Source organism: Bacteroides sp. 14(A), from assembly GCF_000526555.1.
GTDB lineage: Bacteria > Bacteroidota > Bacteroidia > Bacteroidales > Bacteroidaceae > Bacteroides > Bacteroides cellulosilyticus.
Genome location: NZ_JAGH01000005.1, coordinates 1,137,722 through 1,160,546 on the forward strand (window position 1 = coordinate 1,137,722; position 22,825 = coordinate 1,160,546).

The window sequence follows — 22,825 nt, forward strand, 5'->3', positions numbered from 1 at the left end:
CTAAATTATCATTTACCTTCCCTTTAATAAACGCCAAAAGATGTAAAACGTCGGAACTTTCCTCTGCAAACGCCGTTGTTCTGGGAAATTCGACGGGGAAAATCCTCGCCGCCTAAACCTAAACTAAAATATTAGTAAAATGGAAGATGTAAATTTCAGAAAAGGTGATGCCAAAACAGAAGTGTTTGGATCAAACAGAATGTTGCAACCCTCTCCGGTAGAGAAGATCCCTGATGGACCTACTACTCCCGAGATTGCTTATCAGATGGTAAAAGACGAAACTTTCGCTCAAACTCAACCCCGTCTGAACCTGGCCACTTTCGTTACCACTTATATGGACGATTACGCCACCAAGCTGATGAACGAGGCGATCAACATTAACTACATTGACGAAACGGAATATCCCCGTATCGCCGTGATGAACGGAAAATGTATCAACATCGTAGCAAACCTGTGGAACTCTCCGGAAAAGGATACTTGGAAAACAGGTGCGCTGGCCATTGGTTCAAGTGAAGCATGTATGTTGGGCGGTGTGGCAGCTTGGCTGCGTTGGCGTAAAAAACGCCAGGCTCAAGGCAAACCTTTCGATAAACCTAATTTCGTTATCTCAACAGGTTTCCAGGTAGTGTGGGAAAAGTTCGCACAGTTGTGGCAGATTGAAATGCGTGAAGTACCTTTGACCCTTGACAAGACTACTCTTGATCCGGAAGAAGCCTTAAAGATGTGTGATGAAAACACCATTTGTATCGTACCTATTCAGGGTGTGACATGGACCGGACTGAACGATGACGTAGAAGCACTGGACAAAGCTCTCGATGCTTACAACGCCAAGACCGGTTACGATATTCCTATCCATGTAGATGCTGCCAGTGGTGGATTCATCCTGCCGTTCCTCTATCCTGAAACGAAATGGGACTTCCGTTTGAAGTGGGTTCTTTCTATCAGTGTCAGCGGACATAAATTCGGTCTCGTTTATCCGGGTCTGGGTTGGGTTTGCTGGAAAGGTAAAGAATATCTGCCCGAAGAAATGTCATTCAGCGTAAACTATCTGGGTGCAAACATTACTCAGGTGGGATTGAACTTCTCCCGTCCTGCTGCTCAAATCCTGGGTCAGTACTACCAATTCATTCGCTTAGGATTCCAGGGATACAAAGAGGTACAGTATAACTCACTGACCATCGCGAAGTATATCCATGATGAAATCGCTAAGATGGAACCGTTCGTCAACTATTCAGAAGAAGTGGTGAACCCGTTGTTCATCTGGTACATGAAACCGGAATACGCCAAGAATGCTAAATGGACGTTGTACGATCTTCAGGATAAACTGTCGCAACATGGTTGGATGGTACCGGCTTATACCCTACCTTCTAAACTGGACGACTACGTCGTAATGCGTGTGGTAGTACGCCAGGGCTTCAGCCGCGACATGGCAGACATGCTGCTGGGCGACATCAAGAATGCCATCACTGAACTGGAAAAATTGGATTATCCTACTCCTACCCGCATGGCTCAGGAAAAGAACTTGCCAGTAGAAGCTAAAGTGTTTAATCACGGTTGTAAAGCTCACAAAGCAGCGAAATAATTAAGGGAACCAATCAACAAGGGGACAAGCCAACTCGTCCCCTTGTCAATTCTAAAAAGAAAACGTATGGATAAAAAGATTTCAATCTCTCAACTAAAAGAGGTTGCCCAGGAAGCCTATGAACAGGTGAAGGGTAACACCGGGGGAAAAAATGCCGATTACATCCCCTACCTTGCCAACATCGACAAGAATCTGTTCGGCATCAGCATCTGTCTGATGAACGGACAAACCATTAATATAGGTGACACTGACTACCGTTTCGGTATAGAATCTGTTTCCAAAGTACATACAGCCATCCTCATCCTCCGTCAATACGGAGCACAGAAGGTGCTGGATATGATTGGTGCAGATGCTACAGGACTACCTTTCAACTCAATCATCGCCATTTTGCTGGAGAATGATCACCCTTCTACCCCATTGGTAAATGCAGGTGCCATCTCAGCATGTTCCATGGTTGAGCCTGTGGGCAATTCAGATAAGAAATGGGAAGCTATCGTTCAGAATATTACTGATTTGTGCGGTTCAGCTCCACAATTGATTGATGAGCTGTATAAGTCGGAAACGGCTACGAACTTCAACAACCGCTCTATTGCATGGTTACTGAAGAACTACAACCGTATCTACGATAATCCGGATATGGCACTCGACCTGTACACTCGTCAATGCTCATTAGGTATCACTGCCGGACAACTGGCGATTGCTGCCGGAACCATCGCTAACAGTGGTGTAAACCCTGTCACCAAGAAAGAAGTGTTTGAAGCTTCATTAGCTCCGAAGATTACTTCCATGATTTCTACCGTAGGTTTCTACGAACATTCAGGTGACTGGATGTACACTGCCGGTATACCTGCCAAGAGTGGTGTAGGTGGTGGAGTTATGTCTGTACTGCCCGGTGTATTCGGCGCAGCTGCATTTGCACCTCCTTTGGACGAAGCAGGAAATTCTGTTAAATCACAACTCGCCATCAAGTATATCATGAACAAATTAGGTTTGGGCGTGTTCAATGGTGACCGTGTGACTATTATAGAATAAGACAATCTCTCTTTTTCATAAATAAAAGGCGTCGTCAGTCCGGAGAGGATAGGCGGCGCCTGTACTTATATATACTCAATATACGGCTTGTAAACTATAGAAGCTATCAGCTAAATTAATTCATTTCTTTTCGGTTATGAATTCATTCACCACAGAGTAACACAGAGTTTCACGGAGTTCTATTCTTTTGATTTCAAATCAATTAAACTCTGTGAAACTCTGTGTTACTCTGTGGTGAGAACTTATTACTATACCGATATGCATTATATAGAAGTGAACTGAAGAATATAACTTCTTGTGTGATAGTCTACTTGGTGTTCCACTAAGATCAGTCGTAGTGGAACACTAGTTCAGTCGTAGTGGGAAGTGGCTTCAGTCGTAGTGGGAAGTACGTTCAGTCCTAATGGGAATATAGCTCATTACCGCACCAATATAAATTAACACCTCCAGCACATAACTATCGCCATAGCGCAGCACCCTACCGCGCAGCCCTCCGGCATAGGCGCAGGTGCGTAAGCGTAGGCACTGTCAGGCGCAGGTAAGGGGCGATCTGTCTGAGCGAAGCGAGTTCGAACCCCGTCTGCGAATGACAGTGTCGGAGTAGCACCGGAGACGTAGCCGGGGTCCCTTTCTTTTTGGTATCTTTTTCTTTCGGGACAAGCCGAAAGAAAAAGTACACACACACAACATTACTTTATATCCCCTCCCTGCAACTCCTTATAATACTCTTGTTTCTCCTGATTCCTCTTTTGCACCAGACTCGTCACATACACCGTAAATATCGGAAACATCATCATCCCCAATGCTGCTAGCAGAACTGACAGTACACGCCCCGTCACCGTCACAGCAATAATATTGGAACCAACCGTCGTTACATCCATAAACGCCCACCACAAAGCATCCCCATAGCCTGTAACTAATGTATTCACCCCATGCTCCATAACATAGAAAGCCAGACTGGAGAAATAAACCGTAGCAAGCAAAGTCGTCAGGTAAGTAACAAACAGACCGGATGCCTTATTATACGTCAACCAACCTACCACAATGGCCAACGCATAACCACCGCGCACTAAAGGAATAAAACGCAATAAATAAGTGATTTCCTCGGAAAACGTCCATCCGGCCCAGGAAATAATGCTCTGGTAAGGGATGGCTACCAGAAGAAAAACGAAGTGAGTAGCAAAATAACGTCCTTTATGCTTTGCTAAAAACCACTCCAAAATAAAGTCCAGCAAAAACAGGATGCACACGGCAAACTGAACCTTCATAAATACCGTCTGAGTATAGAAAGGAATACCCTTGAATGTATCTACTGAAATACTAACCACTAAAAATAACGAAAGTAACAGAATCACAATGTGTAAGACACCATAAATTCCCTTCTCTCGTAATGCAAATTCTGAAAGAGCCATTTTCATAATAATACCTATTATTTATTCTGATTTAATATATTATTGATTTCTGCCCGATTGCCCTAAAACGTCTTGCACAAGACATTTGTTTAAGTGTTAATTTACCAACTTTCACTTTATCCCTGAAAACAACTCCACCGGGTCGTTGTTATAGAGACTGATTTTAAAACATATTTTTCACCTAAAACCTTAACTTATGGCAAATATTAAACAAACAGTGAAGCTGGGTGTGTTCACCCTCGCAATCATGAATGTAACGGCAGTAGTATCCCTACGTGGACTACCTGCCGAGGCCGTGTACGGAATGAGTTCGGCCTTTTACTATTTATTTGCAGCTATCGTATTCCTTATACCGACGTCACTTGTCGCTGCGGAATTGGCTGCGATGTTCCAGGACAAACAAGGTGGTGTGTTCCGCTGGGTAGGAGAAGCCTACGGTAAGCGGCTCGGTTTCCTTGCCATCTGGGTGCAATGGATTGAGAGTACTATCTGGTACCCTACCGTATTGACATTCGGTGCTGTATCCATCGCCTTCATCGGAATGAACGACGCACACGATATGTCGTTGGCAAGTAACAAGTACTACACACTCGCCGTAGTGCTCATCATCTACTGGCTCGCCACTTTCATCTCATTGAAAGGTATGGGATGGGTAGGTAAGGTAGCCAAAGTCGGCGGTATGGTTGGTACCATTATCCCGGCAGCCTTACTGATTATCCTGGGGATCATTTATCTGGCTACAGGCGGACACTCCAATCTGGACTTCCACAGCAGCTTCTTCCCCGATCTGACGAACTTCGACAACGTCGTACTCGCCGCAAGTATCTTCCTCTTTTATGCCGGTATGGAAATGGGCGGTATCCACGTTAAGGATATAGAAAACCCCTCCAAGAATTATCCGAAAGCAGTATTTATCGGTGCAGCTATCACAGTTATCATTTTCGTACTGGGTACTTTCGCACTGGGTGTTATCATTCCGGCCAAAGACATCAGTCTGACACAAAGCTTGCTGGTTGGTTTCGACAATTACTTCAAGTACATCCATGCTTCCTGGTTATCACCGATCATCGCTATTGCTCTTGCATTCGGTGTGCTGGCAGGTGTATTGACTTGGGTTGCCGGTCCGTCCAAAGGTATTTTTGCCGTAGGTAAGGCAGGTTACATGCCCCCGTTCTTCCAGAAGACAAACAAACTGGGTGTACAGAAGAACATCCTGTTCGTACAAGGTGGTGCTGTAACAGTATTGAGCCTCTTGTTCGTAGTAATGCCTTCCGTACAGAGCTTCTATCAGATCCTGTCACAGTTGACAGTAGTTCTTTACCTTATCATGTATATGTTGATGTTTACAGGAGCTATCGTATTGCGTTACAAGATGAAGAAGTTGAACCGTCCGTTCCGTATCGGTAAGGGTGGTAATGGATTGATGTGGTTCATCGGCGGACTCGGTTTCTGTGGTTCTCTGTTGGCATTCATCCTGAGCTTTATCCCGCCTAGCCAGATTTCAACGGGTAGCAATACAGTTTGGTTCTCCGTATTGATTATCGGTGCCATCGTTGTTGTGGCAGCTCCGTTCATCATTTACGCTTGCAAGAAACCGACTTGGGTTGATCCGAATACTAACTTCGAACCCTTCCATTGGGAAGAACAACCAAAAGTTGCAGCAAACGCAGCAACAGCCACTGCAACAGCAGCAGGCACAACAAGCACAGCTACGGCAACACCAACTGCAAATCCTACCGTAAATCCAACTAGTACAACAAATAATTCCGGCACACCTAAATCATAGGGATACAACCGGAAAACATAAAAATGGGACTGTACAGATTGACGTACAGCCCCATTTTTTATTTTGGACGGTAAGAAAGTGAAATGACTCCATTTCATTCCCCCTATTCAAAAAAATTCGTCCTATGAGATGAATCTTTTTGACCCACGAGACATTTATTTTTGCCTCATGATACAAATTTTTTCATCTCATGGGACGAATTTCATCGTCTCATATAGCTAAATTCTTATTCCTTTAGCGCATCCCACGCTCTTCTATACCCTTCTGTCAGTTCCTGCATCACCTCAGCAACCGTCTCTATCTGTTTACCATAAAGTAATGCAGAAGCCTGACCAATCTCCAGTTCTCCTTCTTCCAGATCTCCATAGAAAATCCCTTTCTTGGCACGTCCATGAGCCAGAAGAATACGAAGTTCATCTTGTGTAGCCCCCACGGCTTCGGCTGCCTCTACAGCGTCACGGAAATTATTCCGCACCAAACGTACCGGAGCAAGCTTCTTCAACAATAACCGGGTATCCCCCTCCTGCAAACGCAAACAATATTCCTTGAAATATTCATGAGCTGAACTTTCCTGAGTCAATGCAAAACGCGTACCTATTTGTACTCCTTCTGCTCCCAACACCCGTGCAGCAAGCATAGCCTCACCCGTAGCAATTCCTCCAGCAGCAATCAATGGTAAGGTAGTAGCAGCACGCACGGCAGGCATCAGGCACAAAGTGGTAGTTTCTTCCCTTCCGTTATGCCCACCGGCCTCGAAGCCCTCAGCAACAACAGCATCCACACCCGCCTCTTCGGCTTTCATCGCAAAGCGGGAAGAACTGACCACATGCACCACTGTCACTCCCCGCTCTTTCAGCCATCCCGTCCATTTGGCAGGGCTTCCGGCGGAAGTGAAAACTATATTGACTCCTTCCTCTACCACTATCTGCATGATTTCTTCAATCTGCGGATACATCAATGGAATATTGACTCCAAAAGGATTATGTGTAGCAGCATGGCATTTACGGATATGCTCACGTAACGTTTCAGGATGCATGGAACCTGCCCCAAGCAAGCCCAGTCCACCCGCATTACTTACTGCCGACGCCAAGCGCCAGCCACTGCACCAAACCATACCACCTTGGATTATTGGATATCGAATTCCGAAAAGGGAAGTAATTCTGTTCATAGTTTTTCCGTTTAGGGATTATTAGGAAGAAACAAGAAAAAAGGATGAAAGGTTCGGAAGAAAAGGCGAATTGTAATAAAAAACACACCCGGAAATACGAATTTACAACATACATATCACCGGATGTTCAAATTATACAAATCCTTAATTCTTAATCGTCTTGACAGGTTCTTTACCCCGTACCGTTATCGAGTCTCCATATGCACGTAACACTTCCAGCGTACGGGCACGGCGCTTACGTCCCTTGACGTTCCAGAATTCTTTGGTAAAAGGTGCCATAAAATCACCGGAAAATCCTAAACCGCCACTAGCACCCTGCCAGCTACCTACAGCCATATTATTAGCCCGTTCTGTCATTCGGTAGCGCATTCCGGTTGCCTCTATTTCATCCATACTTTTACGGACACCCTTTTCGAAAGGCGTCTTTGCCCAATCGGAATAAATGCGAAGTATTTTAAGTTCATAGAAAGGATCCCCTCGCCACGTGTTCTTATCTATTTTAATCTTCTTCTGATACACCGGGTCCCAATTGTACTTCGTAGTTGCAGTATACGGGCGCAAGGTAAGAACAACTTTCTTCTTCGGTGTATTTGGTATTTCGGGAAGTGTTGTGTTGAAATCCAGCCATTGTTTCTCCATCGATATCTGCTGTTTGCTCAGAGGTTCCTGTACTCCCATCTCTTTCAGAACTTCCGGATTCAGCTTAATCTCTCCTTCTCCATCCAGCAGACGGCGCAATCGCAGAGAGTCCTGAGGTGTCCAGTTCTGAGCGCAAACGGGAAGGACTACTACTAAAAGCAGTCCGATTATAGTGCAATATTTTCTCATTTATTTATTTTCTTACCACCACATATATCCGCTTCCACAAAGCGGTTCATCATAACAAGGGTCTATGGTCCACATCGTACGGGGGTATTTGCGGTTTTCCCACCAGCGGCGATAACGGGCGGAAGCATCCAGAACTTCATCATCCGATAAGAAGTAAATGCCTTCATAATTCTCTGCATCCACATGTACCATTTTGCACCCCATCGAAGCATTCTGCCCTAAACGGATTGTTTCTACTGTCCACAAAATACACTCACCTAAACGAAGCTTGCCACCTGCGGAATAAGAAACCGGAGCCAATGGGAAAGAAGGAATTACCGTCAAATCTTCGGCATACTTCAACAAGTCCCCTATGTCATCAACAGTAAACCGGGGAATAGTGTTCAGACCTTCCGGACTTTCGACAGAGTATTTTCCAGCTTTTAGTTGCTTGACGAATAAATCCACGTCAGGATTATTGTAGTCCAACGTTTCTTCCGTACATGATACAAAAGAAAGAGAAAAGAAGAATATCAAAATGGCCATTACGGCACGTATATTAGAAATTGCTTTCATTGTTGCATTGTATTAAGGTTAATATGTCATACGAACACCGCAAAGTAGATTAAGGTTCGTTGGACGTTCCGTTCGCAGCGTTTTTGTTTGCGAATCCGTATCAAAATGATGAGATACCGTAGGCTCTGCAAACAGAGCAATCCGGTCGTTCAACTTATAACGGACTCCCAGACCTGCCGCAATGGAAAGTTGTATAGGCTCTGCTCCAAAACCATTGTCTTCAGCTCCGGCTATGCATTTCTCGGCAGCACCACCCAATGTAGCGTAAAAGTCTACTTTAGAATTGCTTGCCAGCACCGCATTCAGTTTTACCGGAACAGCCAGTGTGTGTATCGCATGGTCTCCGTCAAGACGGTTGTATTGCAAACCTGCCTCCAGAGAAAAATGTTTGTTCAAATGACGCTCAGCAGAAACCCCTGCGGTGAACGGTATCCCGAAGTCCCCCTTTGGCAACGCTGTACCTATACCTGCTTTGAAAGCCCATTTTTTAGCACAACCACCCGCATTGGTAATGGGGAGCGCCTTATCGGAATCTGAGCCAAGCTCTGAATTTGTGACAGCGGGATCAGTAGCCGTGACACGATGATTATTTTCATTCCTTGATGAAGCTGTTTGACCATACATTCCGTTACCTTGGTGGTGATTGCCATATACGCGTTGGGAAATTGTAATGGAGACAGTGACTGATACAGTCTCTTCATCATCACCATTCGCAGCAAGTATGCCTCCGGATGATACTGGTACAGGATTCTTATGACCAGGATTTTGCGCTGTAAGTTTAGTCTCATGAATAGAGGGGAACTTTTCCTGCACCACATCTCCATTCAAGTTACCTTCCGGTGTCAGTGTAGCCACCTTGGTGAATGCTTCCTGAATCTCATCTTTCGGAGAGAAGTACCAGAATGCAGCGGAAGCAGCTCCAAGCACTAATACTACAGAAGCCGCCGCAGCCACCCGGTAGAAGCGTGGAGTGAGGACAGAACGTTTAGTAGCTGCAGAAGTATTGGTTGCATCGGTTTCAACTCTTGACAGGTCGCCTTTCAGCTCCTCCCAAAAGCCATCCCGCACCGTCATCTCTGCCCCAGAGAGGCGACTGCGGAACAAACCGGTTATTTCATCATTTCCTTTCATACTCTGTATATTCTTTAATTCTTTTTGCTAACAAATTCTTGGCGCGATGCAGTTGCGAGGTGGATGAATGTACCTTAATCCCAAGCATTTCCGCTATCTCCTTGTGTGATTTCTCTTCAAACACATACAAGTTGAAAACGGTTCGGCATCCATCGGGTAATTCTGCCACAAATGCCATCAACTGCTGTTCGGAGAGGCGGCTACCGCTATCGGCTATACTTGCTTCGTCGGGTATGTCAGGCAATTGTTCTTCGTTCACCACCAGTTGGGTGATGCGTTTCTGCTTTCGCAGATAATCTATTGCCTGTGTCACCATTACTCTTGTCACCCACGTTGCCAATGCACATTCGCCCCGGAAAGTGAAATGGGTAAAGATTTTGATGAACCCATCGTGCAGTACGTCATGCGCGGCATCTTCATCGCCCGTATAGCGGTAGCATACCGCAAGCATCTGCTTGGAATAAAGGGTATACAATTCCTTACGTGCGGAATCCTTTCCTGCCCGGCAGCCCTCTATCAGTTCTATTTCATTTTCCAATGTCAGTGCTATTTTTTACGGACGCCTCTTCGCGTCGTTTGTTAGTTAGACGCAGCTTTCCGTAGAATGCTGCAATGTTATATCTAAAAAGAAGTTAAAGAATGGAGATTATTTATACTTTGCTTTCAAAGTTTGTATCTGCTTGTCAAGCATTTCATCCAGTTCATCAAATTCTTCCCAGTATAAGAAACCGGGTACCATTATGACAAAATTGACAAATTGATCATTACTTATAAGAAATGAGATTTGATTCAGCAGGTTATTGTTAGTTTTCAAAGCAAACTTAAAATTCCTGGACATGGCAAGTTTCATAATTACATCCGTTTTTGCTGCATAGTAATCACTGACATCTTTCTTCCGCCTTCCCAACTCAAAATAGGTTTGCAATACATCCTGCAACAAACGCTTGTCAGAAATATACTGCATCAACGAAGAACCTTTCAAGACATCCAATGCATCGGTTTTATAAGAGAGTTCACTCATATTATTGAAAAGCTTGTCATACTTACTTAAAGTATCCGCCGGTATTCCCGATATATCCATTTTATGCTCTATTAGCAAAGAACTCATGTTCCTGTCTATATCCAACAAGTGCTTTATATTACGCAGTTCCTTTCTGTTATACTCCAATTCTTCCGCCACCAGTTGCATCGCGGTCCGCACCTCTTTTTGACGACTATGCTCCGTAACCTTATCGCTTCCCCAAAAGGTAACGATAATACCTGCCACCACAATACTGAACTGGCGGAAATAATCTCCCAATCTCCAGCCTTTAATCGTAGACTTTATCTTATCTATATTTCCCATAAGTATTTATCTTGAACCATATTTCTGTTCAATGGTTTGAATCATCTTATCAATCTTTTGCTCTATACGTTCTTGATAGCCAGGAATAAAATATCCCTGTGGAATTTTCAAAAAGTTTCGCAACTTCCTATCTGAAAGATATATTTCCCATGCTTCCCATTTTCCCTCATTAACCGTATTTGTCTGTTCATCAGTCAAAGTCAAATAAAAGGGAATAGCCGCATCTTCCTTCATATCATAATACCCATTCATTGATAGTTTAAATCCTTCTAATGCTTCATAAACATCAATCAATGAAAGCAAAAACTCTTTATCGGATATTTTCTGCATCAGCATAGAGTTCTTAAGTATGTCCAGCGCATTCCGGGTATAATAGAAACTACGAATCTGCCCTATAGAATAACGAAATTGCTTCAGCGAATCTTCCGGTATCAGCCGAACATTCATATCATGTTCCACCAACAAAGCAGAAAGGCGCTCATCTGTGCTGAATTCAGACACAATACCTTCAAAGTTCTTCCGATTACTTTTCAGTTCATCCTTAATCAGCAACATAGTAGATTTAATATCCGCTTGTTCCGAACATCTGGTGACCAGTTCACTGCCAACGAAGGTTATCAGCACACCGATCACAACAATAGAAGTTTGCCGTATATACTCGCCAGGCTTCCAATTTCTGATAGTAGCTTTTACCCTATTCCAATCTATCTTTTCCATACTTTCCAAGTATCTATGAAAAAAGCCTCTCATTAAGATTGCAATATGATGGCAAACTTATGAGAGGCTTCTTGCTATTTTCTAAATACAGCCTTTCGCCTTTGTCAACATGCTTTAAAACTCATATCTAATCCTTTTACAGAATGGGTCAGAGCACCTACAGAGATAAAGTCTACGCCACATTCGGCATAATCGCGCAGCGTATCGAAAGTGATACCACCCGAAGACTCGGTTTCATAACGACCGCCTACCATATCCACAGCCTTCTTTGTCATTTCAGGCGTGAAGTTATCAAACATGATACGGTCTATGCCACCAAGATCAAGCACTTGTTGCAATTCATCGAAGTTACGTACCTCAATCTCTATCTTGAGGTCTTTACCTTTTTCCTTGCAATATTCTTTAGCACGATTGATAGCCTTGTCGATACCTCCGGCAAAATCCACATGATTGTCTTTCAGCAAAATCATGTCGAACAGTCCGATACGATGATTTACACCACCGCCAATCTTTACAGCCATCTTCTCAAGGATACGCATACCGGGAGTAGTCTTACGGGTATCGAGCACACGCGTATTCGTACCTTTCAGTTTCTCGGCATATTTATGCGTCATGGTAGCAATGCCACTCATGCGTTGCATAATGTTCAGCATCAGGCGTTCTGTCTGCAACAGAGACTGCACCTTGCCTTCCACTACCATTGCTATATCGCCCGGCTTCACCTCAGCTCCATCATTGATGAAGACTTCTACCTTCATAGTAGGGTCGAAACGACGGAACACTTCTTTGGCAACTTCGATACCAGCCAGAATACCCGGCTCTTTAATCAAAAGTTTGGATTTACCCATTGCCGTAGCGGGAATACACGAAAGGGTGGTATGATCTCCGTCACCTATATCTTCTGCAAAGGCGAGATCTATCAGCCTGTCAATCAGTTCTTCTTCCTTATTCATTCGTTTTATCTATTCTTATTTGATGTATAACATATTTGTTCTGTACTTTTCTGAAGAAACAATTCACTCGAAAGTTTCCATTTGCGGTTCCCAAAGTGCCGATGATGAAACTTGATTCATCCCGCTTTCCTTCGTGATTCACATTGAAGCTACTGACTTTGTTCTCGGCAAAAAAATTAGCCATAGTTCCTTCTGCCGTTTGCTTGTCAGCATTGGTCGTGCGATTATGGATAATCAGATCCACCTTATCACCCAGATACCTGTTTAGTTCCTGAGAGTTTCCCTTCTTGAAGGCCACAACCACCCCCACAGGTACGTCCTGAGCAAAGATCGAGGACACCCATAAGAAAAGGCAGGTCAACAATAAAACTACTCGTTTTTTCATAATCACAAGTATTAATGATACGCAAAGGTAAGCATTTATTGTAAAATACAATAAAAAAGCGCTAATTTTGTGCACAAATCAGAATGTAAGCAGCATGAAAACAACATTACTCGTCGTAGGAAGAACTGTAGAACAGCACTTTATAACTGCCATTAACGACTATGTACAGCGTACTAAACGCTACTTATCCTTCGAAATGGAAGTTATCCCGGAATTGAAGAATACGAAAAGTCTTTCAATGGAAGTTCAGAAAGAAAAAGAAGGGGAATTGATATGCAAGGCATTCCAGCCGGGCGACGTGATTGTATTGCTGGACGAAGGGGGAAAAGAAATGCGCTCCATAGAGTTCGCGGACTATATGAAGCGCAAGATGAACACCGTAAATAAACGGCTTGTATTTGTTATCGGTGGACCGTATGGTTTCTCACCCAAAGTATATCAGGCAGCACATGAGAAAATGTCCCTTTCTAAAATGACTTTCTCGCATCAGATGGTACGGCTGATTTTTGTAGAGCAGTTATACCGGGCCATGAATATACTCAATGGCGGTCCTTACCATCACGAATAACGATCTTAATTAAGATCTTGACACCTGGAATCCTGTTCCCGACAACGCCATTTCTACAAATCGTGCGCGAGGGTTCGGTACATCCTGCGTCAGTATCTCACGGATGCGCAATGCAGCCTGCGGATCTTTCGCCACCATATACAAATAACCTCCCCCACCTGCACCCGGCAATTTATATCCCAGTGTGTAGTCCTTAATCTTATTGATAATTTCTTCTACTGCCGGAGGATTAGTACCGCAATCCAGAGCTTGGTTCTGCATCCACGTTTTACCAATCAATGCGCCATAGGTTTCAAAGTCGTTCCTTTGAATGGTTTCTGCCATATCCAATGCATGCGCTTTCATATTTTCCAATATAGCCAAATGCGCAGATGAGTTTAGGAACATGGAACGCACAATCTCTGCCAGGATACCTTTAGCAGTACGTGTAATTCCCGTATAATATAATAGGTGGCAGTCACGATATTCAGGATGCGTAAAGAGATGTTCAGGCAACCAGTGTATTAACGGATTCTGTACAAACCCGGTTTCTGTTTGCAACAGTTTGATGCCTTGTAACACTCCGCCATACTGATCTTGCCAACCACCGCCCGTTGTTAGTAACTGTTCCAAAGCAAGTGTACGACGGCATATTTCATTCTTATCCCACATCAAGCCACAGAAATCACTCAAAGAGCCTAAAACCGTAGAAGCTAATATAGAACTGGTTCCCAAGCCCGAGCCTGCAGGAATAGCAGACAATAAAGTAATCTCTATACCTGTGCCGAATGCCTGCAACTGTTTCTCCAACGAAGGATAAACCACTTCTGAAAACGCCGGACCAAAACCAGCCAATGTCAACGCTGCTTTCGGAATAGAGAAAGGAGAACCTATCTTACAGTAATCCTGCAATTCCTCGAAAGTATTCACTACTTCCATCGCTCCCATATCAATAGAACGCAACACAACGCGATACTCTTTGCAAGGTTTCACATAAACCTGCAAAGGAGGTTGTCCATTCAGTTCAATCGCCAGATTCACTACATTCCCACCAGCAAAAAGAGAATATGGAGGAGTATCCGTCCAACCACCTGCAACATCAATACGTACGGGACTGCGCCCCCAAACAATCTGATCGCTGTATACATTCAGATATGGGCTGCTTTTCTTTTCATATAAATCAGAAAGTAATCCTTCGCGCAGTAATCCGAAAGCCTCTTTTTCATCATTCAGAAAGTCTTTTCCGTTCAGTTTATCTATCTGAGCCCGAAGCATCCGATTATGAATACGCTGCATCTGAGGTGCATCAGCCGGCAACACATCCGGTTTATCTATCTTCAAACAATGGAAATCCTCGGCAACATCAGCCAAATCCAACTGATAGAAGACACTCTTCTCATAATTGCGTGCCAGCAACTCCCAATTACCTTTCCGGAAACTCTCGCGTTGGGCATATAATTGACGTAAATCAGCTTTCGCTGAGATTTCATCGGCAGAAAGACGTTGACTGTTCAGCCAGATTTCCTTACCTTCTGTCAATTCCGGCTCCGAAGTCATCCAGCGAAGTACTGCGCCCATCTGCTCAACACCTTCTACCACAGGGAAGATTCCGGCAGCCTGTAAGTCATCTTTTCTTCCAGTTACATCATTCGGAGTCAGTCCACGCTCCGCTAACCAATCAGGGAAGGAAATCCCCAGATACAAAGTTTTTTCATCCCGGATATCTCCTTTAGATACATCATCGAAACCATACGGACGAACTGCCCAATGCTTCTCTGCAAGAGGCACAATATCTATACAAACTCCATCCGGTAATTCTAACGTCCAGTCATTTTCCGGTACTCCCGTAATGATTTGCCGGGAACCTATCTTCCATGATGTACCAACAAAGCTATTTTCAATCCAAAGGTTATCATTATTGGAAGAAAGAGAGATACCTACTTCTGCATTCTGTACAAATATTGCAGGATTGGGCTTTACTTTCCGGTGCATGATCTGACGCTGATCGTACACCCTATTTTGTAAAGTAACAGTTGAGGAAAGTAGTTCACGACTCGTGCCGTAGTGGTAGAATTCTCCACCGGGTAATGGCAATATAGCTACAGACAACCTATTCAACTCATCATCAGTAATGCGTGGATGATTACCAAGGGATAAACCGAAATCTGAATACAAGTCATAGTACTTTAAATCAGAACCCGAGCCATCTTTCAGCGAACGCTTCATCAATAACTCTACAGCCCGATCACTCAGTAACCAGATTCCTATATCCATCAGGAAGAGATGAGTCTTGGAAAGATTCTCCAGTTCCTGCAATGACGGTTTCTGCAACATAAAATCCAATGCTTCCGGTTGTTTCCGGTCAGAAACAAACACTCCATGATGTGTCGCTAATACCGGATCTACCCAAAGTCCGTAACATACCACATCTGCATCCGGTATTTCCTGCAAAGGTTTCTCAGCACGAATATACACATCTCCACTCGCAATCAAAGTACGCAGTTTTTCCGGTGCCCGTTCCATGATTTTCTCATAAAGTGGAACTTGCAAAGACAATAAATTCTGTCCCAACTTCTGTCCACGTGCCCAGCGAAATACAGGTATCGGAGTTAATATTTTCCCGGAGGGAGCGTATCCAGGGAGGCGGCGGCTTTGTCCACCGGCATGCAGCAGAATACGTTTCTCTGTTGAGTGTTCTGTTTGTTGGTTTCTATACCATTCCCGCAGAAGCCAAGTGGTTCCACCACCCGACCCCAGTTTCATCCCTATAGGGTCAGATGTACAAAACCATTCCGTACGGTCTACATTTTCCAGTTCATAGAATGCCGACACAAGATTAGGCGGCAAGGATAATAATTTTTGCATATTCAATTGCTATAATGCTTAATATATTAGCTGCAAATTAAAGCAATCTTAAGCAAAATCCACGAAAAATTTTTAATATTTTTGAAGATGGAGATAAAATTATCTCCATCTTCTATTTTTCCAGCAAACCCACTATTTGTTGTAAGAGTTCAGGCATCTCATGAGTAGTACTTTTGATCGCAGTGATTTGTTCTTTTCCTTCTGCAGTCAATGAAAAATGCATTTGGCGCTTATCCACTTTACCAATAATACGGGCTATTAACTTCTTTTCTTCGACAGAACGTATCAACTTGGAAGTATTAGAACAAGTTAATCCCAAGGCTTCTGCTATTTCCCCGGAAGTAAGCCGGGGAGTATTCAGAAGTGTACAGAGCAACATTCCTTCATTCAGCGAAAGATTGTATTGCTGCATAAATTGGGTTTCAAACTCAGCTATCGCCCGGTAAACATCACGTATTTTACATAAGTCTTCCATATATTTTTCTTCTTTATTTGTTAAATAACAAATAACTATATGAAAAGGTTGACATTGGCTTTATCTGCGCGCTCCATGTAAGTTGCAACACCACCGATAGTTACCTCATCCAACAACTCTTCACGACAGATTCCCATCATGTCCATAGACATCTGACAGGCTATAAATTCCACTCCTTGAGCAAGCGCCTGCGAACGAAGTGATTCCAAAGAATCTACCCCTTTACGCTTCATTAAAAAGCGCATCATGCGACTTCCCGTACCGAACATATTCATCTGAGACAATTTCAGTTTCAAAGAACTGGAAGGAAGCATCATACCGAACATCCTGCCGAAAATATCTTTCTTTACTTTCGGTTTCTGCACTTTTTTCAAAACATTTAATCCCCAGAAAGTGAAGAATACCGTAACTTTTTGCCCAGTTGCCGCAGCCCCGTTTGCCAATACAAAAGTAGCTAAAGCTTTATCCAAATCATCACTAAAAAGGATCAATGTTTTTCCCCTACCCGCTGCTACAGTTCCGGTAGAAGAAGGGCAGACCATATTCGAATTACCTTTTTCTATAACTACCGTATAGCGTCCTTTATCTTCATGGCTCCCCACCAAACGATTACCCGTCGTATCACACCAGGCAGAAGCATCACGTGCAAATCCGGCATCAGTTGCCACAATCTCCACCTGTTCTCCCGGTTCAAGAGTATCCATTGCCTTCTTCACTTGCATGATAGGTCCCGGACATTGTAAACCACAGGCATTGATTTTCAATGGTTCTTTAGATGAACCTCCAGCTGATAATATAAAATCGGATTGCACAACAGTTCCCGAAGTTTCAGTAGAGCCAAAAGTTACGCGAGCATCAGCTGAAGCAGCCGCTATAGAAGGTACCGGTACCGGAGCAACCGCAGCAGAATACAGTTTGTATCCTCCCGAAAGATTACGCACATTCTTATATCCATTTCCCATCAGGATACGCTGTGCCAGATATCCACGCAAACCTACAGCACAAAACAATACAATGGGCTTGTCAGTAGGAACTTCGAGCATACGCTCTCTTAAATCATCCAACGGAATATTAATTGCTCCCGGAATAGTTCCAAAAGAAAATTCTTCAGCCGTACGGGTATCTATTAACATTACTTCATTCTTATGCTGTACCAGTTCTCGCCAAGTTACGACAGGCATTGCACCACTGATAATATTAGAAGCAACATATCCGGCAATAGCAATAGGATCTTTTGCAGAAGAAAACGGAGGAGCGTAAGTATGCTCCGTTTCCATCAAGTCATATACCGTTCCACCACGCTTGATCAAGCCGGCAATCTGGTCAATACGTTTGTCCACACCCTCATAACCAATACCCTGCGCACCATATAATTTTCCCGTAACAGGATGAAATGTTAATTTTAAAGTCAAGGGTAATGCATCCGGATAGTACCCTGCATGAGAAGACGAATGAGTAACAGAACTTTGATATTCCATCTCCCATTGCTTCAGACGCTTAGCAGCAAGTCCCGTAGAAGCAACCGTCATATCAAATACTTTTGCGATGGAAGTACCGATAGCACCTTCGTAAGCAACCTTATTACCAAATACCATATTATCAGCCACAATACGTCCCTGACGATTAGCCGGATTTGCCAGATAATTCAACCACGGTTTCCCAGTCAATGGATGCGGATATTCAATAGCATCCCCTACAGCATAAATATCTTTTGCAGAAGTTTCCAGATATTCATTTACCCAGATACCACCTGCTTCACCTATCTTCAGTCCAGCTTGTTTAGCCAAAGCCGTTGCAGGGCGCACTCCGATAGAAAGCAATACCATATCTGCCGGAATCGTTTTTCCACTTTTCAAAAAGACGGTAATACCTTGTTCTGTACGCTGGAAATGAGTTACTCCTTCTTCCAGATAGAGCGACACACCTTTCTGTATCAAATGTTGATGAACAGGCGCAGCCATCGAAAAATCAATAGGCGCCATTACTTGATTACCCATTTCCACAACAGATACAGCAACTCCGGCATGATGCAAATTTTCTGCCATCTCCAGTCCAATAAAGCCCGCACCTACTACAACCGCTCGCTTTACGGAGTTTTCCGTAAGATAAGACTTTATATGATCGGTATCTTCAACATTACGGAGAGTGAAAATTCCTTCAGAATCGATACCTTCCAGTGGTGGTCGAACAGGTGTAGCACCCGGAGACAACAAAAGTTTATCATAGGTTTCTTCATATTCGCGACCGTCTGCAGTGCGAACAGTAATCGTTTTATCTTTAGGATGAATAGCGATAACTTCATTCTCCACACGTACATCTACACGAAAGCGTTGGCCGAAAGAAGTCGGCGTTTGCACCAGCAATTTCTCACGCTCTGCGATGACACCACCTACATAATAAGGCAAGCCGCAATTTGCATACGAAATGTATTTCCCTTTCTCAAATAAAAGAATATCAGATTTCTCATCAACTCTTCTTAAACGTGCCGCCGCCGTAGCTCCCCCGGCAACACCTCCAATAATTATATACTTCATACTTCTTTATTTTAGTTTTGATAGTGCAAAGAAAAGAATATTTTCTAAAACAAAATAATTTCCAATGGAAAATAATGTTAAATCACAATACAACAACAAAATAGCGCACATTAAGTCCATTAGAAACATACTACATATTCAAAGAGAGAAAGTTCATATACCCTTAATTTAGGCGCATAAGAAGAGACACAGACATCTGGTTTGAGGCTAATTTACAGGCTCAAACACCACACTTATATATTAAAAAGAAAATATTACCAGCCTAATGCGGCAAAGCCGGCGGATGTATACCACTCAGTAGAGCGATATGCTTTATCAGTAACAGTATTAGATACTGAAGGAATATAGCAGGACACTCCATTAGTGCCTTCCATAGAAAACATACCAATATAAGCAGAATAATTCATAGAAGTAGTCGCCCAATATACTACAGCGGCATCAAAAGCCTGCCTCCACGTTAGATAACCACCATTAACAATGATTTTTTTCATCATATTTGCCATATCATAATAACCTACATGACCATCCTGAAATCCATCAGAACCACGACGTTTATCATAATCAAAAATCAAACTGCGCAATTGCGCATTATCAACTGATCCAGGCAAAACCTGTTTCGTTATTCTTGCCAGATCAACCAATTTATCAGTTCTCAGCGCACACACAGAGGCACCCGCTGTCCAATTACTATTTGACAAGCCTTTACCTTCATCATATTTAGCCGCATAAGGTTCATAATAAGCCTTAGCAATATTCACTGCCGCATTCTCAGCAGAAAACATAGCAGGAACAACTGCATCATACGAAGCACCAGGACCTGGAATTTCAGTCGGAGAACCTATACAATAATCCGTATAATCACGCAACTCATAGGCAACCTCCACTGCTTGCATGAAACAAGCATCGAACAATATAAAATCAAAATGAGGAGCAGACTTTAATATCTCAACAAATTCAGAGATATTCATTCTGTTATCACCATTACCTTTATCCTGGCCTACCCAACGAGTACCAGCGCGCAACGGATAAGGTAGCCATCCATCACCATGTGACCAATAAACCAATCCATAACTGTCAGCCTGATATTTGGAATTCGAAAAGACTTTTGCAAAAACTTCCTGCGTTTCAGATACACCTACAGAGTTACGACTTCCATAAGTTTCCACTACCGTTTCCACTACTGCCCCCTTTTCATTCTTCAGCTCAAGTAGACGAGGAGATTTACCATCATCTATATAAACCAGAAAATGCACATTAGAATCTTGAACTTTCGCCATACCCGCTTTCATCTCCGCTAAATCCAAAGAAGCAAATGAAGCAAGGGTATTATCCGCCGCAATATATGCAAGAATCGTACGAGTTCCTTTGAGAAGCGCAGCCGGCTCAACAGTCACTTTACAGGAAGCAGTCATCGCACCATCCTCTGTTACAGCTACAATAGTAGTACTTCCGGCCTTTAAAGCCGTAACCTTACCATTTACATCAACCATCGCTACACTTTCGTCATTCGAAACCCAAGCGACTTTTTTGTTTGTAGCATCGTCCGGCGTAATAATGACTTGCAAGCTTTCACTTTGCCCTTCTATTAGTGAAAGAGTGCTTTTATTCAATGCAACATCGGTTACAGGTATCTCAGGTTCCACAGCCCCATCACCACAAGTAACAGTACATGTTGCAACCTCCGCACCATCTTCCGTAATCACCACTACAACTACAGTTCCAGTTGCCTGGGCTGTCACTTTTCCACTTGCATTCACCGTAGCCACACTAGTATCGCTAGATTTCCAGGTAACCTTTTTGTTTGTAGCATTATCCGGAATAACAGTAGCTATCAAACTCTCACTTTCCCCTTCATCTAACGCAAGGGCAGTCTTATTCAATGACACACCTGTTACAGGAACAACATCCGGTTCTATATCATCGTCAACACATGCAATCAGCAATGTAGAAAGACAAACCCACAAAAAGAAGTAAAGTTTCGTTTTCATGACTACGGTCTATTATTTAAGTAAATTCCTTAAGTTCTTAAGGAAATAAAGCAAATTACTCTTCCGGCTTCTTGAATCGGAAAGCTTCAGGAGCAATAGGCATCAATACTATCGTTTTATTCTTCTTATACTTGCTCTTCACTTTTGCAGCCTCCTTTTCTAACTTCTTCTTGTTTTCAGAAAAGTAGATCATACACGTATAATCAAGAGATTTCAAATCATATTCCAAATAATTCTTCAACTGATACGTATAAAGATCACGCTTAGGCAAGAAGCCACCCTTATCCAGCTTCACACTGTCCAATACCTGAATATCAGTAAAATACACTACTGTGTCGTTGAAAGAGGCAGCAACACCAAATGCATACACAGCTTTTTCTCCTTTACCCTTCTTGAATGAGAATGCTGAACATACCATAAAAACTAAAGCTACAGCAAAAAGTATACGAACGTATTTCATAATCTGTTTTTTATTATATATTGTTGGCGACAAAGATAATGCAAACCGAGAGCAAAATAAAAAGAATTCATTCATTTTTTATGCTGAGATACAGCTTATCTTCACTTTTATAATAATGATAACAAAAAAACCGGTGATCAGATCATGACCTACCGGTTTTTAATTCCTTCTATTTGTCGGAAATTGATATTTCTTACTTATCCTAAATAAGACTTGAGCAATTTACTACGATTACTTTGTCTTAATCTTCTAATTGCTTTTTCCTTAATCTGGCGTACACGTTCACGGGTTAAACCGAATTTGTCGCCGATTTCTTCTAATGTCATTTCTTGTTGTCCGATACCGAAAAACATCTGTATGATTTCTTTTTCCCTATCGGTTAACGTAGAAAGTGCTCTATCAATTTCCCTCGCAAGAGACTCGTTCACCAAAGAGCGATCCGCCATAGGAGAGTCGTCGTTCACCAACACATCCAGCAAGCTGTTGTCTTCTCCTTCTACAAAAGGTGCGTCCACCGAAATGTGGCGTCCGGATACCTTCAGCGTATCGGAGATTTTATCAACAGGGATTTCCAGTTCATCTGCCAACTCCTCGGGAGACGGGCGACGTTCATTTTCCTGTTCGAACTTGGAGAATGCTTTGCTGATTTTATTCAGCGAGCCTACCTGATTCAACGGAAGACGCACGATACGCGACTGCTCTGCCAAAGCCTGCAAAATGGACTGACGTATCCACCATACTGCATAACTGATGAATTTGAAACCACGTGTTTCATCGAACTTTTCGGCGGCCTTGATCAGTCCTAAATTACCCTCGTTAATCAAGTCGGGCAAACTCAAACCTTGGTTCTGGTACTGCTTGGCCACAGATACAACGAAACGCAGATTGGCACGTGTCAACTTCTCCAGTGCGATACGGTCACCCTTGCGGATGCGTTGAGCGAGCTCTACCTCCTCCTCGACAGTTATGAGGTCTTCGCGACCGATTTCCTGCAAATACTTGTCAAGAGAAGCGCTCTCTCTGTTAGTGATACTTTTTGTAATCTTAAGTTGTCTCATTCTT

At 43.2% G+C, this 22,825-nt stretch carries 20 protein-coding genes; 4 read left to right on the forward strand and 16 right to left on the reverse strand.

The genetic code is table 11. The features are described from left to right. The first annotated feature begins 139 nt into the window (after window positions 1–139). Both K429_RS0127575 and glsA read left to right on the forward strand, forming a co-directional pair. Window positions 140–1,582, forward strand: coding sequence for a glutamate decarboxylase (locus tag K429_RS0127575; RefSeq protein WP_007209677.1), 1,443 nt, complete (start codon window positions 140–142; stop codon window positions 1,580–1,582). A 66-nt stretch (window positions 1,583–1,648) separates the two neighbouring features. Continuing rightward, the gene (glsA, locus tag K429_RS0127580) at window positions 1,649–2,614 is read left to right on the forward strand and encodes a glutaminase A (protein ID WP_007209678.1); all 966 of its coding nucleotides are present in this window, start codon (window positions 1,649–1,651) and stop codon (window positions 2,612–2,614) included. Window positions 2,615–3,303: 689 nt separating this feature from the next. On the opposite strand, the gene K429_RS0127585 is transcribed toward glsA, so the two are convergent. Then, window positions 3,304–4,032 carry a potassium channel family protein gene (locus K429_RS0127585; RefSeq protein WP_007209679.1) on the reverse strand — a complete coding sequence of 243 codons (729 nt, stop codon included), beginning with the start codon at window positions 4,030–4,032 and terminating at the stop codon, window positions 3,304–3,306. A gap of 190 nt (window positions 4,033–4,222) precedes the next feature. Between K429_RS0127585 and gadC the strand changes: the two genes are divergently transcribed. After that, window positions 4,223–5,812 (forward strand): putative glutamine/gamma-aminobutyrate antiporter GadC, encoded by a 1,590-nt coding sequence (gene gadC / locus K429_RS0127590; RefSeq protein WP_007216359.1) that lies wholly within the window; start codon window positions 4,223–4,225, stop codon window positions 5,810–5,812. 226 nt (window positions 5,813–6,038) lie between these two features. On the opposite strand, the gene K429_RS0127595 is transcribed toward gadC, so the two are convergent. The 9 genes from K429_RS0127595 to K429_RS0127640 form a co-directional block, all read right to left on the reverse strand. Beyond that, the gene (locus K429_RS0127595; RefSeq protein WP_007209681.1) at window positions 6,039–6,980 is read right to left on the reverse strand and encodes a nitronate monooxygenase family protein; all 942 of its coding nucleotides are present in this window, start codon (window positions 6,978–6,980) and stop codon (window positions 6,039–6,041) included. Between the two features lie 144 nt (window positions 6,981–7,124). After that, window positions 7,125–7,808 (reverse strand): DUF4858 domain-containing protein, encoded by a 684-nt coding sequence (locus K429_RS0127605; protein ID WP_029328852.1) that lies wholly within the window; start codon window positions 7,806–7,808, stop codon window positions 7,125–7,127. Between the two features lie 12 nt (window positions 7,809–7,820). Beyond that, complete coding sequence (locus K429_RS0127610) at window positions 7,821–8,363, reverse strand: DUF4943 family protein (protein ID WP_007209683.1); 543 nt, start codon at window positions 8,361–8,363, stop codon at window positions 7,821–7,823. An 18-nt stretch (window positions 8,364–8,381) separates the two neighbouring features. After that, window positions 8,382–9,494, reverse strand: a complete 1,113-nt coding sequence (locus tag K429_RS0127615) for an outer membrane beta-barrel protein (RefSeq protein ID WP_029328853.1) — start codon at window positions 9,492–9,494, stop codon at window positions 8,382–8,384. Continuing rightward, a complete protein-coding gene (locus K429_RS0127620) occupies window positions 9,481–10,032 on the reverse strand; it encodes an RNA polymerase sigma factor (RefSeq protein ID WP_007209685.1) in 552 nt (183 codons plus the stop codon). Before K429_RS0127620 ends, K429_RS0127615 begins: the two co-directional genes overlap by 14 nt. A gap of 108 nt (window positions 10,033–10,140) precedes the next feature. Next, on the reverse strand, window positions 10,141–10,839 hold the full coding sequence (locus K429_RS0127625; RefSeq protein WP_029328854.1) for a hypothetical protein: 699 nt from the start codon (window positions 10,837–10,839) through the stop codon (window positions 10,141–10,143). Window positions 10,840–10,845: 6 nt separating this feature from the next. Next, complete coding sequence (locus tag K429_RS0127630) at window positions 10,846–11,556, reverse strand: hypothetical protein (protein ID WP_029328855.1); 711 nt, start codon at window positions 11,554–11,556, stop codon at window positions 10,846–10,848. Window positions 11,557–11,660: 104 nt separating this feature from the next. Further along, a complete protein-coding gene (gene nadC, locus K429_RS0127635) occupies window positions 11,661–12,509 on the reverse strand; it encodes a carboxylating nicotinate-nucleotide diphosphorylase (protein WP_007209688.1) in 849 nt (282 codons plus the stop codon). Beyond that, window positions 12,502–12,894, reverse strand: a complete 393-nt coding sequence (locus K429_RS0127640; RefSeq protein ID WP_007209689.1) for a DUF4783 domain-containing protein — start codon at window positions 12,892–12,894, stop codon at window positions 12,502–12,504. Before K429_RS0127640 ends, nadC begins: the two co-directional genes overlap by 8 nt. A 94-nt stretch (window positions 12,895–12,988) precedes the next feature. Between K429_RS0127640 and rlmH the strand changes: the two genes are divergently transcribed. Further along, entirely contained in the window at window positions 12,989–13,462 is a 474-nt protein-coding gene (gene rlmH / locus K429_RS0127645; protein WP_033160743.1) for a 23S rRNA (pseudouridine(1915)-N(3))-methyltransferase RlmH, read from the forward strand. A gap of 9 nt (window positions 13,463–13,471) precedes the next feature. Here the strand turns inward: rlmH and K429_RS0127650 are convergent, their stop codons facing one another. The 6 genes from K429_RS0127650 to K429_RS0127675 form a co-directional block, all read right to left on the reverse strand. Continuing rightward, complete coding sequence (locus K429_RS0127650; protein ID WP_029328856.1) at window positions 13,472–16,306, reverse strand: bifunctional fucokinase/fucose-1-phosphate guanylyltransferase; 2,835 nt, start codon at window positions 16,304–16,306, stop codon at window positions 13,472–13,474. 112 nt (window positions 16,307–16,418) lie between these two features. Continuing rightward, a complete protein-coding gene (locus K429_RS0127655) occupies window positions 16,419–16,781 on the reverse strand; it encodes a MarR family winged helix-turn-helix transcriptional regulator (RefSeq protein WP_007209692.1) in 363 nt (120 codons plus the stop codon). Window positions 16,782–16,816: 35 nt separating this feature from the next. Beyond that, window positions 16,817–19,315: an FAD-dependent oxidoreductase gene (locus tag K429_RS0127660; protein WP_029328857.1), complete on the reverse strand. Its 2,499-nt coding sequence runs from the start codon at window positions 19,313–19,315 to the stop codon at window positions 16,817–16,819. A gap of 254 nt (window positions 19,316–19,569) precedes the next feature. Beyond that, window positions 19,570–21,303 (reverse strand): clostripain-related cysteine peptidase, encoded by a 1,734-nt coding sequence (locus K429_RS29210; RefSeq protein WP_029328858.1) that lies wholly within the window; start codon window positions 21,301–21,303, stop codon window positions 19,570–19,572. A gap of 55 nt (window positions 21,304–21,358) precedes the next feature. After that, window positions 21,359–21,763, reverse strand: coding sequence for a hypothetical protein (locus tag K429_RS0127670; RefSeq protein ID WP_022210741.1), 405 nt, complete (start codon window positions 21,761–21,763; stop codon window positions 21,359–21,361). A gap of 197 nt (window positions 21,764–21,960) precedes the next feature. Beyond that, window positions 21,961–22,821, reverse strand: a complete 861-nt coding sequence (locus K429_RS0127675) for an RNA polymerase sigma factor RpoD/SigA (RefSeq protein ID WP_007209697.1) — start codon at window positions 22,819–22,821, stop codon at window positions 21,961–21,963. Window positions 22,822–22,825 lie beyond the last annotated feature (4 nt).

Excerpts from the sequence above, each read along its gene's own strand:
- K429_RS0127575 (WP_007209677.1), top strand. The coding sequence starts at position 140 with ATGGAAGATGTAAATTTCAGAAAAGGTGATGCCAAAACAGAAGTGTTT.
- K429_RS0127625 (WP_029328854.1), bottom strand. The coding sequence starts at position 10,839 with ATGGGAAATATAGATAAGATAAAGTCTACGATTAAAGGCTGGAGATTG.
- K429_RS0127615 (WP_029328853.1), bottom strand. The coding sequence starts at position 9,494 with ATGAAAGGAAATGATGAAATAACCGGTTTGTTCCGCAGTCGCCTCTCT.
- K429_RS0127595 (WP_007209681.1), bottom strand. The coding sequence starts at position 6,980 with ATGAACAGAATTACTTCCCTTTTCGGAATTCGATATCCAATAATCCAA.
- K429_RS0127605 (WP_029328852.1), bottom strand. The coding sequence starts at position 7,808 with ATGAGAAAATATTGCACTATAATCGGACTGCTTTTAGTAGTAGTCCTT.
- K429_RS29210 (WP_029328858.1), bottom strand. The coding sequence starts at position 21,303 with ATGAAAACGAAACTTTACTTCTTTTTGTGGGTTTGTCTTTCTACATTG.
- K429_RS0127670 (WP_022210741.1), bottom strand. The coding sequence starts at position 21,763 with ATGAAATACGTTCGTATACTTTTTGCTGTAGCTTTAGTTTTTATGGTA.
- K429_RS0127640 (WP_007209689.1), bottom strand. The coding sequence starts at position 12,894 with ATGAAAAAACGAGTAGTTTTATTGTTGACCTGCCTTTTCTTATGGGTG.
- K429_RS0127585 (WP_007209679.1), bottom strand. The coding sequence starts at position 4,032 with ATGAAAATGGCTCTTTCAGAATTTGCATTACGAGAGAAGGGAATTTAT.
- K429_RS0127660 (WP_029328857.1), bottom strand. The coding sequence starts at position 19,315 with ATGAAGTATATAATTATTGGAGGTGTTGCCGGGGGAGCTACGGCGGCG.
- K429_RS0127675 (WP_007209697.1), bottom strand. The coding sequence starts at position 22,821 with ATGAGACAACTTAAGATTACAAAAAGTATCACTAACAGAGAGAGCGCT.
- K429_RS0127630 (WP_029328855.1), bottom strand. The coding sequence starts at position 11,556 with ATGGAAAAGATAGATTGGAATAGGGTAAAAGCTACTATCAGAAATTGG.
- K429_RS0127655 (WP_007209692.1), bottom strand. The coding sequence starts at position 16,781 with ATGGAAGACTTATGTAAAATACGTGATGTTTACCGGGCGATAGCTGAG.
- K429_RS0127650 (WP_029328856.1), bottom strand. The coding sequence starts at position 16,306 with ATGCAAAAATTATTATCCTTGCCGCCTAATCTTGTGTCGGCATTCTAT.
- K429_RS0127610 (WP_007209683.1), bottom strand. The coding sequence starts at position 8,363 with ATGAAAGCAATTTCTAATATACGTGCCGTAATGGCCATTTTGATATTC.
- gadC (WP_007216359.1), top strand. The coding sequence starts at position 4,223 with ATGGCAAATATTAAACAAACAGTGAAGCTGGGTGTGTTCACCCTCGCA.
- nadC (WP_007209688.1), bottom strand. The coding sequence starts at position 12,509 with ATGAATAAGGAAGAAGAACTGATTGACAGGCTGATAGATCTCGCCTTT.
- rlmH (WP_033160743.1), top strand. The coding sequence starts at position 12,989 with ATGAAAACAACATTACTCGTCGTAGGAAGAACTGTAGAACAGCACTTT.
- glsA (WP_007209678.1), top strand. The coding sequence starts at position 1,649 with ATGGATAAAAAGATTTCAATCTCTCAACTAAAAGAGGTTGCCCAGGAA.